Annotated in this window: 17 protein-coding genes; 6 read left to right on the top strand and 11 right to left on the bottom strand. The window is 72.3% G+C overall.

Annotated features, from left to right (window positions below; all coding sequences use genetic code 11):
• Positions 1 to 88: 88 nt before the first annotated feature.
• A complete protein-coding gene (locus ABT147_RS20070) occupies positions 89 to 277 on the bottom strand; it encodes a hypothetical protein (RefSeq protein WP_351407872.1) in 189 nt (62 codons plus the stop codon).
• A 177-nt stretch (positions 278 to 454) separates the two neighbouring features.
• Positions 455 to 643 carry a hypothetical protein gene (locus ABT147_RS20075; RefSeq protein WP_351407874.1) on the bottom strand — a complete coding sequence of 63 codons (189 nt, stop codon included), beginning with the start codon at positions 641 to 643 and terminating at the stop codon, positions 455 to 457.
• 182 nt (positions 644 to 825) lie between these two features.
• On the opposite strand from ABT147_RS20075, the gene ABT147_RS20080 reads away from it, so the two are divergent.
• The gene (locus ABT147_RS20080) at positions 826 to 1,446 is read left to right on the top strand and encodes a hypothetical protein (protein ID WP_351407876.1); all 621 of its coding nucleotides are present in this window, start codon (positions 826 to 828) and stop codon (positions 1,444 to 1,446) included.
• A 70-nt stretch (positions 1,447 to 1,516) separates the two neighbouring features.
• Here the strand turns inward: ABT147_RS20080 and ABT147_RS20085 are convergent, their stop codons facing one another.
• On the bottom strand, positions 1,517 to 2,128 hold the full coding sequence (locus ABT147_RS20085; RefSeq protein WP_351408179.1) for a TetR family transcriptional regulator: 612 nt from the start codon (positions 2,126 to 2,128) through the stop codon (positions 1,517 to 1,519).
• Between the two features lie 177 nt (positions 2,129 to 2,305).
• Here ABT147_RS20085 and ABT147_RS20090 point away from each other — a divergent pair, with 177 nt between their 5' ends.
• The gene (locus tag ABT147_RS20090) at positions 2,306 to 3,058 is read left to right on the top strand and encodes an NADPH-dependent F420 reductase (protein ID WP_351407878.1); all 753 of its coding nucleotides are present in this window, start codon (positions 2,306 to 2,308) and stop codon (positions 3,056 to 3,058) included.
• Positions 3,059 to 3,144: 86 nt separating this feature from the next.
• Positions 3,145 to 3,930 (top strand): dienelactone hydrolase family protein, encoded by a 786-nt coding sequence (locus ABT147_RS20095; RefSeq protein ID WP_351407880.1) that lies wholly within the window; start codon positions 3,145 to 3,147, stop codon positions 3,928 to 3,930.
• Between the two features lie 79 nt (positions 3,931 to 4,009).
• Here the strand turns inward: ABT147_RS20095 and ABT147_RS20100 are convergent, their stop codons facing one another.
• Positions 4,010 to 5,416 (bottom strand): alpha/beta hydrolase, encoded by a 1,407-nt coding sequence (locus ABT147_RS20100; protein ID WP_351407883.1) that lies wholly within the window; start codon positions 5,414 to 5,416, stop codon positions 4,010 to 4,012.
• A 99-nt stretch (positions 5,417 to 5,515) separates the two neighbouring features.
• On the bottom strand, positions 5,516 to 6,703 hold the full coding sequence (locus ABT147_RS20105) for a cytochrome P450 family protein (protein ID WP_351407885.1): 1,188 nt from the start codon (positions 6,701 to 6,703) through the stop codon (positions 5,516 to 5,518).
• 302 nt (positions 6,704 to 7,005) lie between these two features.
• On the opposite strand from ABT147_RS20105, the gene ABT147_RS20110 reads away from it, so the two are divergent.
• Positions 7,006 to 7,698, top strand: coding sequence for a TetR/AcrR family transcriptional regulator (locus ABT147_RS20110; RefSeq protein ID WP_351407887.1), 693 nt, complete (start codon positions 7,006 to 7,008; stop codon positions 7,696 to 7,698).
• 51 nt (positions 7,699 to 7,749) lie between these two features.
• Here the strand turns inward: ABT147_RS20110 and ABT147_RS20115 are convergent, their stop codons facing one another.
• On the bottom strand, positions 7,750 to 7,950 hold the full coding sequence (locus ABT147_RS20115; RefSeq protein ID WP_351407889.1) for a ferredoxin: 201 nt from the start codon (positions 7,948 to 7,950) through the stop codon (positions 7,750 to 7,752).
• Positions 7,951 to 8,003: 53 nt separating this feature from the next.
• The gene (locus tag ABT147_RS20120; protein ID WP_351407891.1) at positions 8,004 to 9,311 is read right to left on the bottom strand and encodes a cytochrome P450; all 1,308 of its coding nucleotides are present in this window, start codon (positions 9,309 to 9,311) and stop codon (positions 8,004 to 8,006) included.
• 158 nt (positions 9,312 to 9,469) lie between these two features.
• Between ABT147_RS20120 and ABT147_RS20125 the strand changes: the two genes are divergently transcribed.
• Positions 9,470 to 9,946: a MarR family winged helix-turn-helix transcriptional regulator gene (locus ABT147_RS20125; RefSeq protein ID WP_351407893.1), complete on the top strand. Its 477-nt coding sequence runs from the start codon at positions 9,470 to 9,472 to the stop codon at positions 9,944 to 9,946.
• A gap of 164 nt (positions 9,947 to 10,110) precedes the next feature.
• On the opposite strand, the gene ABT147_RS20130 is transcribed toward ABT147_RS20125, so the two are convergent.
• Positions 10,111 to 11,232, bottom strand: a complete 1,122-nt coding sequence (locus ABT147_RS20130) for an SCO2400 family protein (RefSeq protein WP_351407895.1) — start codon at positions 11,230 to 11,232, stop codon at positions 10,111 to 10,113.
• A 398-nt stretch (positions 11,233 to 11,630) separates the two neighbouring features.
• On the opposite strand from ABT147_RS20130, the gene ABT147_RS20135 reads away from it, so the two are divergent.
• Entirely contained in the window at positions 11,631 to 13,409 is a 1,779-nt protein-coding gene (locus tag ABT147_RS20135; protein ID WP_351407897.1) for a lysyl oxidase family protein, read from the top strand.
• Between the two features lie 86 nt (positions 13,410 to 13,495).
• Here ABT147_RS20135 and ABT147_RS20140 read toward each other — a convergent pair whose 3' ends face one another.
• The 3 genes from ABT147_RS20140 to ABT147_RS20150 all read right to left on the bottom strand — a co-directional run bounded on the left by ABT147_RS20140 (position 13,496) and on the right by ABT147_RS20150 (position 17,398).
• Positions 13,496 to 14,989: an MFS transporter gene (locus tag ABT147_RS20140; RefSeq protein WP_351407900.1), complete on the bottom strand. Its 1,494-nt coding sequence runs from the start codon at positions 14,987 to 14,989 to the stop codon at positions 13,496 to 13,498.
• Positions 14,990 to 15,292: 303 nt separating this feature from the next.
• The gene (locus ABT147_RS20145) at positions 15,293 to 16,621 is read right to left on the bottom strand and encodes a sensor histidine kinase (RefSeq protein WP_351407902.1); all 1,329 of its coding nucleotides are present in this window, start codon (positions 16,619 to 16,621) and stop codon (positions 15,293 to 15,295) included.
• Positions 16,622 to 16,822: 201 nt separating this feature from the next.
• A complete protein-coding gene (locus ABT147_RS20150) occupies positions 16,823 to 17,398 on the bottom strand; it encodes a GtrA family protein (protein WP_351407904.1) in 576 nt (191 codons plus the stop codon).
• Positions 17,399 to 17,626: the final 228 nt, after the last annotated feature.

Raw genomic sequence — 17,626 nt, forward strand, 5'->3', positions numbered from 1 at the left:
CTCGTACTGGGTGTACTCGGGCTTTCGGGCGGTGCGGCGAGAGTGCGTGCCGGGCGTCGCGCGGCAGGCGCCACTTTCGCAACAGGCCCTAGTCGTCGCCGCTGGTGCTGCGCGAGCCGGAGCCGCGGGTCGCCTTGCGGGACAGTTCGCCGCCGACGAGGGTCGCGGTGGCCACGCCCCGCACCCAGCGCGGGGCGTCGCCCCGCGCCGCCCAGAAGACGCAGACGCAGCCGCCGATGACGAGCAGGAGGATGACGGACAGTATGAGCACGACCATGCTCGTTCCCCTCTGATCTGACGCTGTGGTGGGTGGTCCCACCCGCGGAACGTGGCCCTCAGCGTACGGGGGTCGTCGGGGAGGTGCTGGGCGTCGGTCGAGCCGGAGTACCGCTTTCCGGAGGCCCGACCACCAGCGCGCCGAGGGACGCCGTCATCGGCGCGCCGGAGCCCGGCCTCAGGCGTGCTGTCGTCCGCCCCGGCCGCGCAGCAGGCTGACGCCCGCGCCAAGCGAGACGACGCCCATGCCGACCGCGGTGGCTATGCCCTGCGCGCCGTCGACGACGAAGGGGGCGACCGCGGCGACGGTGAGGTTGAACAGGAACAGGAACCACAGGACGGGCTTCGAGCCGAGCAGGGCCTTCATGGGAGTTTCCTTTCGGGGAAAGGCTGCGGGGGAAGGATTGGGGGAAGTGCCGCGAGGTCCGCTTGACCTCGTGCTTCCACGATCCCGTCCGGCGGCCGCCGTCACGATGGAGTGCTCTCCCGGAACGGGGGTGTAGTCAGCTACACCTCCGTGGTGTCAGAGGGGCGCGGTACGTTCCGGCCATGGGCATCTATCTCGTGAGCGTCGGCGCGGAGGAGTGGTTCGGTGAGGGCGAGGGGGAGGAGGGGGACGACGAGGACGAGCTCGGGCGGGGGCGTCTCGCCTCGGCGCTGAACGAGGAGCTGCGGCGGCGGGGGCTGCCGCCCTACGAGTCGGTGCCCGCGGAGGGGGACGAGGAGTTCGTCCGTGGCTCGGGGCTCGACTTCGAGGAGAAGCTGGTCCCGCCGATGGACGGCTTCGTCAGGCTGTGCGAAGCCCATCTCACGCGCGAGGAGACGGAGACCCTCTGCGGCTGGTCGCTGCTGGTGCCGTTCCCGCTGGAGGAGGACATCTGGCTCGACGTCGAGACCGGCTACACGGACTCGACCATGGTCGCCGGCGCCCCTCAGGTGCTGGCCCTCGCGGAGCGGCTCGCGGCGGCCGTCGAACTGCCGCCCGAGACCCCGGAGATGTGCGACAACCTCGACCTGACCATGTGGTTCCTGGACGGGGCGGCCAAGGAGCTGGCGGCGGCCCGGTCGGGCCCCTGGACCGACGACCTCGACACGGCCTTCTATGTGGCCCTGTATCTGCGCGCCGCCCAGCACTCGATCCGCCGCGGCTGCCCGATCGTCTACTGCTGACGCGGGCCCCGCTTCACGACCAGGGCCGCCACGTCAGCGTCTACGGCCACTAGGTCAGCGTCTACGGCCGCTACGTCAGCGTCGCGAACGCCTCGTCCAGCAGGGCGACCAGGTCGAGGGCGCCGTCGGAGGCCGTCCAGTGGTCGAGGGCGATGTTGAGGCAGTCGAGGGCGGCGGCGGCCCGTACGGTCTCGGCGAGCGCCGGGGGCCCCGAGGAGCCGTGGCGTTCGGCGAGGGCCTGTGCCAGCGTGGGCCGCCAGCCGTGCTGCTTCTCCAGCTGGCGTGCGCAGAGCGCGGGGGTGTCCCGGACGAGCTGGGCGGTGGCGAGGGAACCGGCCGGGTCCTGGTGGTACCGCCGGATGACCGTGTCCAGCGCCCGCCGCAGCGCCGTCCAGTCGTCCTCGTCGGCGGGGCGGGCGCGCAGCGCGTCGGCGACCCAGTTGCCGTGCGCGTCGAAGGCGCCGAGCACGGCGTCCTCCTTGGTGCCGAAGTAGCGCAGGAACGTGCTCCTGGAGACCCCGGCGGCCGACGCCAGATCGTCGAGGGTCACCTTGTCGAAGCCGTCGCGCAGGAACAACTCGAAGGCGACCTGGGCGAGTTCGGCCCGTACGGCGGCCCGTGCGATGTCCCTGGTGTTCGTCCGCGCGGTCTCCCCCGAACCCGTGGGTGCCGCTCCGCTCACTCCGCTCACCCCGCGATGCTACCTCCCGGACGACCCTGGCTTGCAGGTATGGAACTCAGTGGCTAGCGTGACACTCAGTTTCACCTTTGGGTTCGGTTTCACCTGTGGACCCACTGCATGCGGTGGGTCCACCCCACCTCCACCCCGCCCCCCACTGAAGACCGGAGACCCGGCGTCATGACCAAGACCCTCGGACTCATCGGAAGCGGAATGATCGGCGGGGCGCTCGCCCGGCTGGCCGTCGCCGCCGGCCTGGATGTCGTCCTGAGCAACTCACGCGGCCCCGAGACCCTCGCCGGCCTGGTCGGCGAACTCGGCGACCGTGCCCGTGCCGCCACCCCCGCCGAGGCCGCCCGCGCCGGCGGCCTGGTCGTGGCGACGGTCCCGCTGCACGCCTACGCGCGGCTCTCCGCCGCCGACCTGGCCGGCAGGACCGTGATCGACACCATGAACTACTACCCGGAGCGCGACGGCCGCCTCGCCGAGCTGGACGGGTCCGAGCTGACCTCCAGCGCCCTCGTGCAGGGGCACCTGGCCGACTCGTACGTGGTCAAGGCGTTCAACAACATCGACTTCCGGCGGCTGCTCACCAGCGCGCGGCCGGCCGGGGCCGCCGACCGCAGCGCCCTGCCGATCGCGGGCGACCACACGGCCGCGAAGGACGAGGTGGCCCACCTCCTCGACGTCCTCGGGTACGACGCGGTCGACATCGGCCCCCTCGCCGACAGCTGGCGCAGCGAGCCGGGCACGCCGGTCTACGTCGAGCCGTACCTGGCGGAGCGGCCGGCCGGGCTCGGTCAGGAGGAGGTGGGGCGCTGGTTCTTCGAGACACCGGGTGTCCCGGTCCCGGCCGCCCGGGTGCGGGAACTGACCGCCACGGCCGTCCGGGTGGACGCGAGCGGCTCCCGTATGGGCCTCTCCGGGGACTGAACCACAGCCCTCAGCCCCAGCCCCTCACCTCTCAGCCCCACTCCTCTGCCACCCCCCTCCCACGTGCACACGCAAGGAAAGAGCCCATGACCTCCTCCTCCGCCACCACGCCCGCCACCCCTTCCGTACGCACTGCTCCGACCGAGATAGTCACCCCTGACGGGACCGTCGACGCGTATGTCTTCCACCCGGCCGAGGGCGGCCCGTACCCCGCCGTCCTGCTCTACATGGACGCGTTCGGGGTGCGTCCGCATCTGAAGGGGATGGCGGAGCGACTGGCGGCGGCCGGGTATGTCGTCCTGCTGCCGAACGTGATGTACCGCAGCGGGCGGGCGCCCCTGGTGGAGCTGCCGGACTTCATCAACCCGCGGGAGCGGCCGGAGATCATCGAGCAGATCCGTCCGGCGATGCGGGGGCTGACGCCGGAGGCGGCGATGCGGGACGCCGGGGTCTACCTGGACTGGCTGGCGGCCTCGCCCCTGACGAACGGCGGCCCGGTCGGCATCACCGGCTACTGCATGGGTGCCGCGCTGGCGCTGCGGACGGCCGGGGCGTACCCGGAGCGGGTGGCCGCGGCGGCCGGGTTCCACGGCGCGCACCTCGCGACCGACGCGCCGGACAGCCCCCATCTCCTCGCCGACCGCATCACCGCCGAGCTGTACTTCGGACACGCGGACAACGACCCCACCAACCCGGCCGAGCAGATCGACCGCCTCGACAAGAGCCTCACCGCAGCGGGCGTCCGCCACCGCGGCGAGGTCTACGCGGGCGCCCACCACGGCTTCACCCAGGCCGACACCGCCATGCACAGCCCCGAGGCGACGGAACGCCACTGGACGGCCCTGCTGGAGCTGCTGGCACGCACCCTCTGAGCGGTACGACGGGGCGAGGTGACCCCGAGGGGTCTGCGGGGTCACCTCGCCCCGGTCACCCGGTCACCCAGTAGCTCGGTCAGCGGGTGGCTGTCCCCACCCTCCCCAAGAAGTCCGCCAACGTGCGCGTGGCCGTGTTCCGTTCCGTCGAGGCGAAGAGCGGGTCGAGGTGGTTCATGCCCTCGTCGGTCTCGTAGACGGCGTACGGGATCCGCGACTCGGCGACGACGCGGCGGGCGCTGTCCACGACCGTGCCCTTGGAGTAGCTGGTCTGGAAGGCGTAGAGGGGTATGTCGAGCCCCGGGGCGTGCCGCAGGCGCAGTCCGAGGGAGCGGGCGAGGTCGGTGTCGGCGTAGACGTCGCTCACGTCCAGGTCGACGGAGAGCCGGGCGGGCCAGTACCACTCCCACACGCCGGGCACGGGCCCCGCGTATGCCTCCGCGACCCGCCCGATCGGCGTGATCCCGTCGTCGACCCACCCCCGTACGCCACTGGCGTCCGCCTCGGCGGCGAGGTGCCCGGAGTGGACGCTGATGTCGTTGGGCCAGCCGAACCCGGCGTCGACGAAGCTGCCGAGCAGCGCGGCGTTCGTCACCGGGAACGGCACCCGCAGCGCCTCGGGCACCCGGTCCTGCAGTACGGACCGCCCGTCGGGGTCGTGCCGGGCGTACCACCCGGCGAGCTGGTACCAGATCTGGGTGCTCTCGGCCCGGCTGCCGAGTCCGACGCCGCTGAGTGTCATGTCGAAGACCCGCCCGCCGGCGATCGCCGCGAGCCGCTCCCGCACCTCCTCCGGCGAGTCCTGTACGGGCGCCCCGGTCCCCTCGAACGCGCCGCGCACGCCTCCGTCGAGGACCGCGAGCCCCACGAGATCCCGGTATCCGGCCCGCCCGCCGAAGCCCCAGGCCGCGTACGCCAGCGCGGTGGTCGCACCCCAGGAATGCCCCCCGAGCACGACCCGCCGCCGCCCGCCCGCGCGAGCGGCGAGCACGACGCACCGCAGGTCGTCGAGGGTCCGCTCCAGCCCCCACCGCCCGAAGTACCCGGCGGCGGAGGGCTCCAGCGTCCGGTACCGCCCGTCGAGGTAGTACCCCACGGGGTCGGCTCCGGTGGTCCCGAACCCACTCCGGTCGGCGAGGTTCTCCTCGCGCCGGTCGACGGCCCACACCTGGATCCCGGGCACCGCGGCCACCAGATCCCGGGCCATCAGCCGGAAGTCGTTGGCGGCCCCGAACATCCCCGGCACCAGCACCACCACGGTCCCCGCGTCCCGGGGCCCCACCTTCAGCACATGCACCCGGTCACTCCCCACGGGCCCGCCCCCGGCCCCGACCGCGACCGGCACATACACCTCCCCACCGACCACCCCACGGCGCCTGACCCCGGCACCGGCGGCGGAGGCACTCCCGCCCCCGACCCCGGCCAGCGCCAGCCCTCCACCCAGCCCACCGCACAACACCGCTCTACGCGCCAACCGCTTCGTCATCTCCGGTCGTCTCCTTGGAAGTTGGGGGGCAACGACACGCGCCCAAGCTTCTCTCGCGATGCGGAGCGGACTGTCACCGGGGCCCGGCGTTCCGGGCCGTCACCCCAGGTGGACCGGTAGTTCCGGTAGGCCCCGGAGGAGGGTGCTGGTTCGCCAGGTGAGGGGGGTGGGGGTGGGGGCGAGGGTGAGGTTGGGGTGGTGTCGGAGGAGGAGGCGTAGGGCGATGGTGGCTTCGGTGCGGGCCAGGGGGGCGCCGAGGCAGTGGTGGAGGCCGTGGCCGAAGGCGAGGTGGGAGTGGGGGCGGCGGGTGAGGTCGAAGCGGTCGGGGGACGGGAAGTGCGCGGGGTCCCGGGAGGCGGCGGCCAGGGAGACCTGGACGGCGTCGCCTGCGGAGACCGGGGTGTCCGCGAGGATCAGGGGTTCGGCGGCGAAGCGTAACGCCGTGCCGTGGACGGGCGAGTTGTAGCGGAGGGATTCCTCCACCGCCGCGCCCGTGAGCGTGAAGTCGGCGCGCAGGGCGGCCAGTTGGTCCGGGTGCGTGAGCAGGCTGTGGACGGTCGCCGAGATGAGGTTGACCGTCGTCTCGTGGCCCGCGACGAGGATGAGGAAGGCCATGCCGAGGAGTTCCTCGGAGGAGAGGGACTCCGGGTCCGTCGCTGCCAGCGCGCTCAGTTCGCTCAGCAGCGTGTCGTCCGGGGCGGCGCGTTTCCGGGCCGTCAGATCCGTGAGGTAGTCCTCCAGGGCCGCGGCCGCCCCCGCCGTCGCCTCCGGTGACGTCGGCATCACCAGCTCCGTCGACCAGTCGTGGAACACGTCCCGGTCGGTGCCGGGGACGCCGAGGACCTCGCAGATCACCGCCACGGGGAGCGGCAGCGCGTACCGGCTCACCAGGTCCGTCGTGCCCTCGGCGGGCAGTTCCGCCAGCAGGGCGGTCGCCAACTCCTCGATCCTGGGGCGTAAGGCCGCCGTCCGGGCGGGGGTGAAGTGCGCGGCGACCGACCGGCGCAGCCGGGTGTGCTGCGGCGGGTCGCTCTGCAGCATGTTGACGCCGATCGCGTGCCCGCCGTCCGTCGACCAGGCGGAGTGCCGGATGTCGTTGCTCAGCCGGGGGTCCGTCAGCGCGGCCCGCGCGGCGTCCCGGCCCACCACCAGCCAGCAGTCGCCCGTCCGCGGGATGTGCACCCGGTGCACGGGGGCCTGTGCGCGCAGGGCCGCGTAGACGGGGTGGGGGTCGGTCGCGACGTCGTGGCCCTCGGGGGCCAGTTCTTCCAGCGTGGGGGCTCGCATGACCTGGTCGTCGCCTTTCGCGAGAGGGGGAGGGGGTGGAAGGAGGGAGGGGGAGGGGAGTGGGAGTGGAAGGGAGAGGGGGTCGGGGAGCGTGGGGTGGGTGGTGGGGGCTTGCGTCGGGTGGTGGCGGATTTGAGTGGCGCTTGAGCGGGGGTGGCGAGGGTTCTGGGTTCCCCGGGTCCGGCCTCTCACCTTCCGCGCACCTCTACGGCATATATGGGGAGTACTCCCCGTTTTCGCTCGACGATAACATCGGGGCATCGGCGCCGGGGTGCAGTCCCCGTTCAACGCGGAGGATCAGGATGACCGTCGGTGCGGGCCCCGCGACACCGCCGCCACGGCGGCGTGACGCGCAGCGGAACTGGGAACTGCTGGTCGCGGCGGCCCATGAGGTGTTCACCGAGCAGGGGCTCGAAGCGCCGCTGGATGTGATCGCCCGCCGGGCGGGAGTGGGGAACGCCACGCTCTACCGGCACTTCCCGAGCCGCGCGAGCCTCATCGAAGCCGTCTTCCACGATCAGCTCACGGGCACGATGGCCATCGGGGACCGGGTGCGGAACGCGCCGGACGCCTGGACCGGGCTGACCGAATACCTCGCGGCGGTCTTCGGCACACTGGCGGTCGACCGGGGCACGAACGACCTCATGACCACGAACGTACGGGGCGTCGACGTTCTGGAGGACGTGCACGAGCACAACCGGCGGACCGTGGAATTCCTGCTGGGGCGAGGCCGCGACGAGGGCACGGTCCGGGCCGACATCACCACCGAGGACGTGCTCTTCGCCCTCGCCGCGCTCGGCCGCGCCGTCCCCGCCCTCACCGCCGCGACCGCTCCCGACGCCTGGCGCCGCCCTCTGGCCCTCCTCCTCGACAGCCTCCGCCCACCCCGCCCCACGCCGACGCCCCCACCGCCCCTGCCCGAACCCGCCCTCACCGCCGATCAACTCGGTCAGGTACTGGCGGAGTTGGGGCCACATCGGGCGGCGAGGGCGTAGGGGGTGGGGGTGTACGGGCGGGGGTGAGAGGAGGCGGACGGGGTTAGTGGCTCACGCTTCCTCGTCGAGCCTGATCGCCGCCGCCGGGCAGACCGCCGCTGCCTCGCGGGCGGGTGGGTGGTGGGGCGGGGCGGGCGTCGGGTCGAGGAGTACGACGATGCCGTCCTCGTCGCGCTGGTCGAAGATGTCGGGGGCGATGAGGACGCACTGGCCGGCGCCGCAGCACTTCGTCTCGTCGACGTGGATCTTCATCAAGGGTTCCTTGTCCGAGGTTCCTCAGGGCTGCCTGATCAGGGGTTCCTCCGTCACCAGCGCACCGGGACCTCGCGCAGGCCGCCGACGAGGAGGCCTTCGACCTTGCGCAACTCGTCTGCGGGGACGGCCAGTTCGAGGGTGGGGAGTTTGCGGAGGAGGACTTCGAGGACGACCTGGAGCTCGGTGCGGGCGAGGGCCTGGCCGAGGCAGGAGTGGGGGCCGGCGCCGAAGGTGAGGTGGGGGTTGGGGCTGCGGGTGAGGTCCATCTCGTCGGCGCCGGTGAAGACCCGCTCGTCGCGGTTGGCGGAGGACATGCCGCAGAAGACCGTGGTGCCGCCGGGCAGCAGTTCCCCGTCGAGGTCCACGTCCTCGCTCAGATAGCGCCGCATCCCGAAGCCGCTGAGGTTGGCGTCGAAGCGCAGGACCTCCTCCACCGCCGTACGGACGAGGGAGGGGTCGGCGAGCAACCGCTCCCAGCGGCTTCGGTCGGCCAGCAGCAGTGCGGCCATCTTGCCGATCATGTTCGCTGTGGTCTCGTGACCGGCGACCAGCAACCCCATGCCGGTGGCGAGGAGTTCGGCGTCGGTGAGCCGTTCCGCCTCCGGCAGCGCGGCGCTCTCCACGATCAGCATGCTGAGCAGGTCCTCGCCCGGCTCGGCGCGCTTCGCCGCGACGAGGTCGGCCATGTACCGCGTGAACTCCGTGAACGCCGCCCCCGTCTCCTCCTTCGAGAACCGGCTGACGTTCAGGAACGCGTCGGACCAGTGCGAGAAGCGGTCGCGGTCGTCGGCCGGGGCGCCGAGCAGGTCGCAGATGACGTACACCGGGAGCGGGAAGCCGAGGGCCGCCTTCAGGTCGGCGGGCTGTCCGCGCTCGATCATCTCGTCGAGCAGCGACTCGGCGATCCTCGCCATCCCCGGGCGCAGGGCCGCCATGCGCTTCGCGGTGAAGTACCGGCCGACCTGGCGCCGCCAGCGCAGATGCGGCTCGCCGGTCTCCGGGATCGCCAGCGCGTACTCGGGGCTCGCGTCCGCCGCGACACCGCCCGAGCCGTCGGCGGAGAGCCGCGCCGAGTCGTCCCCGACGCCCGGTCGGGCGAAGCGGGGGTCGGAGAGGAGGGCGCGGACGTCGTCGTAGCGGCTCACGAACTTCGCCCGGTCGCCGCTCGGCAGCTCCACCGTGGCCACCGGGCACCGCTCGCGCAGCCGCTCCCACTCGGCGGGCGGGTCCAAGGGGCCGTCGCTGGGCATCGGCAGCCGCACCACCACCTCGTCCTCCGCGCCCGTCCCGCTCTTCCTGATCGTCCTGCTCGTCGGGGTTCCGCTCGTCGCGGTGCCGTTCGTTTCGGTCTGGCTCATCTCGTCATCTCCTGGTGGGGGGAAGGGAGGGAGACGGGAATGCACGCTACACACCTAGTGCATCATGCATCAATGGTGCATCATGCACTCTCCATGCATGGCGCAATCTCGACGTAGGGTGAGGGGCCCAAGGAGGCCAGACAGTCAGGAGGAGACCGGTGGATGCCCGAGAGGCGGGGGAGCGCATCGAGCGGGAGCTGCTGATCCTGACGCGGAACCGCGAGACGTCGGCGCCCCGGGGTGTCCGCGACGGCGGTGCCCTGGACCGCAGCGCCTATGTGCTGCTCAGCAGGCTGGAGGCCCAAGGGCCCATGTCCATCCCGGACTTCGTGGAGGCGTTCGGGTTCAACGCGTCCACGTTCACCCGGCAGACCTCGGCGCTCCTGCGGGAGGGCCTGGTGGAGCGGACCCTCGACCCCGACGGGGGAGTGGCCCGCAAGTTCCGTGTCACCGACAAGGGGTCGGCGCGGCTCGCCGCGCAGCGCGATGAGTTCGTCGCCGGTGTCACCGGCGTCATCGCCGACTGGCCCGCCGAACGCCTCCAGCGCTTCGTCGCCGACCTGGAGCGGTTCAACACCGACATCGAACGCATCAGCGGACGTTCTTGGCCACGCCCGATGGCCGACGAGCACTGACGCGCGAGTACGAGCAAGAGCGCGAGTACGAGCAAGAGCACGAGTACGAGCAAGAGCACGAGTACGAGTGGGATGCGGGCGGGATGCGGGTGGGCCGACCGTCGTGAGGCGGTCGGCCCATGGGCGCGCGCACGCACCCCGTCCTACGTCACTGCGTCGCTACGTCAGCTCACGCACACGAGGCCGAGGAGGCACAGCCCCGAGGGTGACGTCGTTGCCGTGTCAGAGCTGGAACCGTCCGACGTGCCCGTACCCGTACCCGTGTCCGAACCGGAGTCCGAGCCGCTGCCCGAGTCCGACCCGGTCTCGGTGCCGGTGTCCGAGCCCGAGCCCGTGCCCGCCGAGGAGGAGCCGGAGTCGTCGGTGGCCGGAGGCGTGGTCGTCTCGTCCGTCGGCGTGGCGGTGGCGTCGTCGGTGGTCGTCCCGCCGGGGCCGGCGGAGCCGGTCCGCGCCTGCTGGGCGGAGGGCGTGGCCGAGGCCGTACGGGGCGCGTTGGGGTGGTCCTCGCGGGCGGCCGACCTGCTCGCGGCGGAGCGGTCGCGCGTGGTGTCGCCGGAGGGGGTCCATGGGGTGGGGGCGTCCGAGGTGCGCCGCGCTTCGTCGGTCTCAGTCGCCGACGTACGGCCGCTCTGCGAGCCCTGTTCCTCGACGGAGCCCAGGCTCTCGGCGTCCGGGGCGGTGGCCGCCTGGGTGCGGTCGGTGGACTGCCGGTCCATGCCCATGACGGTCAGCCCGCCGCCGACCAGCGCGACGGCGGTCGCGACCACGGCCCTGCGCTGGTTCTTCTTCCACCGCGCCAGCTGACGCCGCCGCGCGGCCCGCCCCCGCGGCGCCACGGGGACACCTTCGACGTCCACGTCCACGTCCGCGTCAACGTCGAAGCCGGCATCCGCGTCCGCGTGCACATCGGCGCCGCGGCCTTCGATGTCCTCGACGCCCTCGATGCCGTCCGCCGGGCCGCCCGCCGTGAACCCGTCACCCGCCGGCCCGTCGTGCCAGCCGCTGTCCGCCGCCTCGTGTGCCCCGTGCGCCCCGTATGTCCCGTACGCCTCGTACCCCCAGGCCGCCGCCGGTGTCGTCGGCGGCATCGGGACCATCACCGACCCGGTCGTCGTCCCGGCCGTCGTCCCGGTCGCCAGGCCCGGGGTGACGCGGCTGTCGATCGTGGCCGGGGCTATGTCGGGCGCGTAGGCGCCGCAGCCGGGGCACACGAGGGCGCCGTTGAGATGTCGGCGACATGAGGTGCAGTAGTCCATGGGGAAATGGAGGTCTTCCTGTGTTGGCATGCCGTCGACCCGCCGGGCCGCGGCCCGGTCACGTCACGTTCGCACGTGGGATCGAGCGGATCGAGCGGTCAGCAACGCTAACGAGCCATTCTCAGGGCTGTGTGCAGGCTGTGTGACGCTCCTGCGTGGATTCGCCGGGGACTTGGAGCCCGTTCCGCAGGGATGCCGGGGCATGTGTTTGAGCCGTGTCCGCGACACCTTTCGTCGAATTCCACCTCAACAGGCAACCCGGGTACGCCATTTACCAATCTCTCAGGTTGCTCACAGAGTGAACGGACCGGGTCCGGCCGGCTCCGGGGTGCGTTGGGGCGCATCTGCGCGGGGCCGGCCGGTCGGGCGTCGTCCGTGGGCTGTCCAGTCCGATGCCCCTGACCAGGGCACTCGCAGACGAGGAATCGATGACCAGCCAGATGACCAGCCCATCCAGCCCGACCGCCCCGGCCGCCCCGGCCGGGGGTCGGGACCGCCTCGGCCGCCTGAAGCGCCCGGGCTTCGCCGCCCTCGCGGCGTTCACCGTGGTGGCCGCCGTGGCGGGTGCCGCCCCCGGCGCCGGTGCCGCGCCTGCCCCGACGCCCGGGAAGCCGCAGCTCAAGCTGATCGCCGCGTCGAAGTCCGTGACGCTCACCCGCACCGAGTGGGCCAACGGCGTCATGCTGCAGCTGGGGACGTACGTCTCGGTCGACAACGCGCCCCTGGAGTTCCAGGTGACGCGGAAGTCGTACAAGGACCCGATCGTCGCCAAGCAGATCCTCCGCAACGGCAAGACCGTGAAGACGAAGACCCTGCCCGCCGGGACCCTCGACGACTTCTCCGGGCTGCCCGGCTTCCTGGAGATCTCGGTCAAGGACGCGGCCGGGAAGGAGGTCGTCAAGAGCAAGGGGAACTTCTGCCCGAACAACGCCTCGGGCCGGATCCGCCCGGACGCCCCGGCGACCAACCACTATCCGCAGAGCTGCTCCACCAACCCGTGGACGCTGGGCTCGGTGTGGGGTGTCGAGAAGGGCTGGGCGACCAACACCACCGCCTTCGACTACGAGCGGGGCGGGGTGGACCTGCCGGTCGGCGAGTACACCGCACAGGTCGGCGTGGCGAAGAAGTACCGCGACCTGTTCGGCATGCCCAATGACCGTCCCACCATCAAGGTGACGGTGCGGCAGGAGGAGACCGGGGGCGACGGCGGGGGCGAGGGCCTGACCACGTCGAAGTCCTCGTCCTCCGCCCACCACGGCGGTGGCCACGGCGGGCACGGCGGCCACGCCGCGCAGTCCGCCCCGGCCGGACAGCCGGCCCAGGACGGTCACCACTACGGTCCGCGCGGCGCCGACGCCCCGACGCCGCCCGAGCTGCCCTTCGCCCTCAAGCACCGGGGCCTGGCCAAGCACCTGGGCGACGGCGCCGGTCACACCGACGGCTCCCGGATCGCGCCCGCGCTCAAGGCCGCCCCGAAGCGTCCCACCGGCAAGGCGGGCGTCCCGGCGAAGACCCCCAAGCCGGACCTGCGGTCGCTGCCCGCGTGGGACATCGCCATCACCGACGGCGAGGACGGCGACGTGGCCGGCAAGGACTACCTCGCCTTCAGCGCGAACGTCTGGAACGCGGGCCCCGCGCCCCTCGTCGTCGACGGCTTCCGCAAGCCCGGCGCGGACCTGATGGACGCGTACCAGTACTTCTACGACGCCAAGGGCAAGCAGATCGGCTACACCCCCACCGGCACCATGGAGTGGGACCCGCGCGAGGGCCACGAGCACTGGCACTTCACGGACTTCGCCAGCTACCGCCTGCTCAGCGCGGACAAGTCCAAGGAGGTGCGCTCCGGCAAGGAGGCGTTCTGCCTGGCCAACACCGACGCCATCGACTACACGGTGAAGAACGCCAACTGGGACCCGGCCAACACCGACCTGTCCACCGCGTGCGGTGAGCAGGACGCCATCAACGTCCGTGAGGTCCTCGACGTCGGCTCCGGCGACACGTACACCCAGTACCGTCCCGGCCAGTCCTTCGACATCACCGACCTGCCGAACGGCACGTACTACATCCAGGTCATCGCCAACCCGGAGAACCGTCTCCAGGAGACCAACCACAAGAACAACATCGCCCTGCGCAAGGTGATCCTCGGTGGTAAGGAGGGCGCCCGCACGGTTCAGGTACCGCCGCACGACCTGATCAACGCGCCGTAACGGTAAGCCCTGCCTTCTGAAGCGACGAACCCCCAGGCCCTGGGCCTGGGGGTTTCGTGTTCGCTGTCACGAGGGGCCGTGCGGTGTCACGCCTTGGCCGCCCCGGCGACCTCCGCCCGCTCCGCCGGTCCTTCGCCGGCCGGGCCCTGCGGGGCCTGGACGGCCGCGCGGCGCTTCGGGATGAAGGAGGCGAGGAGGAAGGCGAGGAGCGCGGCGCCGGCGCCGATGGCCATGACGACCTTGAAGCCGTTCTCGGAGGGGAGGGCGTAGCCGCCGAAGTCGGTGGTCATCTGGGCGAGGATGACGCCGGCGAGGGCGCTGGCGAACGAGGTGCCCAGCGAGCGCATCAGCGTGTTGAGGCTGTTGGCGGCGGCCGTCTCGGACTCCGGGACCGCGCCCATGATCAGGGCGGGCATCGCGCCGTAGGTGAAGCCGACACCGCCGCCGATGACGCAGGAGACCAGGACGAGGTGCCAGACCTCGCTCATCAGGACGATGTTGAGGCCGTAACCGGCGGCGACGATCAGCGCGCCGACCATCAGCGTGACCTTCGGGCCCTTGGCCTTGGTGAGCGCGGCGGACACGGCGGACATGGCCATCATCACCAGGCCCTGCGGGGCCAGCACCAGACCGACGGTCATCATGGACTTGCCGAGGCCGTAGCCGGTCTGCTCGGGCAGCTGGAGCAGCTGCGGCAGGACCAGGGACATCGCGAACATCGAGAAGCCGAGCGCGACCGAGGCCAGGTTGGTGAAGAGCACCTGCGGCCGGGCGGTGGTCCGCAGATCGACCAGCGGCTGCTTGGCCTTCAGCTCCCAGAAGCCCCACGCGGCGAGGATCACGACGGCGGCGGTGAACAGGCCCAGCGTCGTCCCGCTCGTCCAGCCCCAGTCGGCGCCCTTGGAGACGGCGAGCAGCAGCGAGACCAGTCCGGCGGACAGTCCGAGCGATCCGACCAGGTCGAAACGGCCGCCGGTGCGGACCTTCGACTCCGGCACGAAGGCCAGGACCAGCAGGAAGGAGAGGGCGCCGAGGGCGGCGGAGGTCCAGAAGAGCAGGTGCCAGTTCCAGTTGTCCGCGATGAACGCGGCGGCCGGCAGCCCGAGGGCGCCGCCGACGCCGAGGGAGGCGCTCATCAGCGCGGTGGACCCGGCGAGGCGCTCGGCGGGCAGGACGTCCCGCATGATGCTGATGCCGAGCGGGATGACGGCGGCCGCCAGGCCCTGCAGCCCCCGGCCGATGATCATCGGGACGAGCGAGTCGGCCAGTCCGCAGACCACCGAACCGGACACCAGCAGCACGATGCTGAGCAGCAGCATCCGCCGCTTGCCGAACATGTCGCCGAGCCGTCCGACGACCGGCGTCGCCACGGCCGCGGCCAGCAGGGTGGCGGTCACGGCCCACGCGGTGTCCGAGGCCGGCGCGTCCAGCAGCTTCGGCAGCTCCGGCACGATCGGGATGACCAGCGTCTGCATCAGCGCGACGACGATGCCGGCCAGCGCCAGCACCGCCACCACGGCGTTCGGCCGCGCCGGGGTGTCGGCCCCCGCGTCGGCGGGTCGGGCAAGTGTGTGGGACATGACGATGCCTCCGTCGGGAGAGAGCAGGGGGAAGAGAAGAGGGGGCGTCAGGCACGTACCGCGAGGCACTCACCTTGCTTGACTTACTCAACCATAAGTCGATTGCTTGACTTACGCAAGTTACTTTTCGCTACGAGGTCCCGGTCGTCCGGCGGAGCGGGTGCTCGGGGCGGTGCTCGGGCCAGTGTTCGGGGCGGTGCTCGGGTCGTGCTCGGGCTGGCGTTCGGGCCGGTGTTCGGGCTGGTCGGATGCGTGCCGGGTGGCCGGTTCGACGCCTGCCGGGTGGCGCTCTGACGGGGTACGTCAGGGGTGGGGCAGTGGCAGCTCGGCGACGACCTCGAAGCCGCCGTGAGCCTTCGGCCCGACCCGCAGGAGGCCGCCGGCGGAGTGGGCGCGCTCGCGCATGCCGATGAGGCCGTATCCACCGCCGGGGGAAGGGGCGAACGTCTCCGGGCCGCCACGGCTGTCGCGATCGCCACGGCTGTCGCGGGTGTCGTCGGTGTCGCGACCGTCGTCGGTGTCGTTGGAGATGGTCAGGTGGAGCCGGGACGCGGTGTAGGCGAGGTGGACCTCGGCGGTGCGGGTGGCCGCGTGTTTGGTCACATTGGTGAGGGCCTCCTGCACGATGCGGTACGCCGTGAGGTCCGCGCCGGCGGACAGCGGGCGCGGCTCCCCCTTGCCGGTCACGGTCACCGTGAGGCCGGCGTACTCGAACGAGGCGACCAGCTCGGGGAGCTGGGCGAGCCCGGGGGTGGAGTCGACGGGCTTGCCGTCGTCCCCCTCCGCGCGCAGCAGCCCGACGGTGGCCTTGAGTTCGCGCAGGGCCGAGGTGGTGGTGCCGGAGAGTTCGGCGACGAGCCGCTCCGCCTCCTCGGGCCGGGCCCGTACGAAACGGCCCACCGCGCCGGCCTGGAGGTTGGCCAGTACGAGGTGATGGGCCACGACGTCGTGCAGGTCCCGCGCGATCCGCATCCGCTCCTCGGCGACCCGTCTCCTGGCCTCCTCGTCCCGGGTCCGCTCGGCGTGCTCGGCCCGTGCCTGCACGGCCTCCAGATAGGCGCCGCGCAACCGGGTCGCGGTGCCGAGCGAGGTCGGCAGCAGCAGCCAGGCCGTCGGCCCGATCAGCTTCAGCACCAGCGGCTCCCCGTCGGGGCCCGCGAGCAGCCCCGTCACCACCAGCAGCGCGATACCGGTGAGCGTGAAGGAGTTGGCCGTCGTCCGGTTGGTGCGCACGGCGAGGGAGTGCAGCGCGACCATCAGCGGCGCCAGCAGCAGCACGGTCAGCAGATACCCGAGCGCGCACGCCGCCGTCGCGCAGACGAGGGTCACCACCACCGTCGTACGCGGCCGGCCGCGCCGCCACAGCAGGGCCACGCAAGAGATCCCGGCCAGCAGCACCCCCGGCCACCACGGCACCCCCAGCCCCTGCCCGGGCCATGTGATCAGACTGCCGGGGAACGAGCAGGCGAAGAGGGCGGTTACGAGGGCCGCGTCGATGGAGCGGCGCAGGGGGTCGGGGCCGACGGCGTTCGCCGGGGGTGGTGTCGACGGGGGTGGTGCCGACGGAGGCGGGCTCGGCGCGGGGTTCGGTGTCGGGGGTGTGGGCGGGGGCGGGGTTCTGGAGGGGGCCATGGTGGCGGGGGTCCTGTCCGGGGCGACGTCGGTGGGTGTGCCGGCATCGGGGCCGGGGGTGGGGTGGCGGGGTGTCGGGGTGTCGATGTGGGTACCGGCGGGCCCGGCGGCGGAATGGGGGGAGTGTTCCGGCCGCCGGGCCGCCGATCGCGCCGTGCCCCGTCCGTCTCCCTGTCCCGGTGCGGGCGGAGGCGGCCCCTCCTACGCCAGCGTCAGCGCGGGGAGGGGGGTCGCCTTGGCCGGCGTGCGGAAGTGCGGGACGAGGGCCGGGGCGAAGGTCGGAATGGGGGCCGGGGCGGGCGCCGGGGTGGCTGCCGAGGTGGCTGCCGGCTGCCGGTCGCGGCCCGTGGTGAAGACGACCAGGCGCAGGACCAGGAAGCGGCCTGTGCCGACGAGGCCGGAGGCGCCGAGGTAGGTGATCTGCTCGGTCAGGGTGCTGGGGGCGGGGTGGAGCAGGTGCAGGGCGAAGATCGCGGCGGTGGTGGCCGCGTAGGCGGCGGCGGCCGAACCGGCGGACTGCCAGTGCTCGCGCCAGCCGGGGCGGTGCGACGCGGCGAAGGTGAAGCGGGCGTGGAGTTCGGTGCAGAGGAGGGTGGAGGCGACGGTGATGATCGCGTTGGCCAGTGCCCAGGGCATCGAGCCGGCGAGGAGGGTGACCGCGCCGCTGGAGAGGACGCCGATTCCACCGCCGCAGAGGGCGAAGCGGGCGAAGGAGGCGAGGGGGCCCGGGGCCGCGGGGGCGGCGGGAGCCGCGGGGGTCTGGGTCGCGTCGTCCATGGCGGTCTCCGTCCGCTCCTTGTGTCGCGGCTCGGGTGAGGGCGGCACTCATTTGCTTAACTCACTCAACCATATGGAGATTGCTTGAGTTAGGCAAGTACTACGTTCGGAGTATGTTCCGGACTATGTGAGCAGGGGTGTTGTCCCGGGCGGTGTTCTTGCGGAACACCCCGCGCACCGAACGCTCCTGGGCGATGCCCCACACACCGTTCTTCACCGCGGTCACAT

Origin of the sequence: Streptomyces sp. NPDC001868, assembly GCF_040297125.1 — a bacterium.
Lineage (GTDB): Bacteria > Actinomycetota > Actinomycetes > Streptomycetales > Streptomycetaceae > Streptomyces.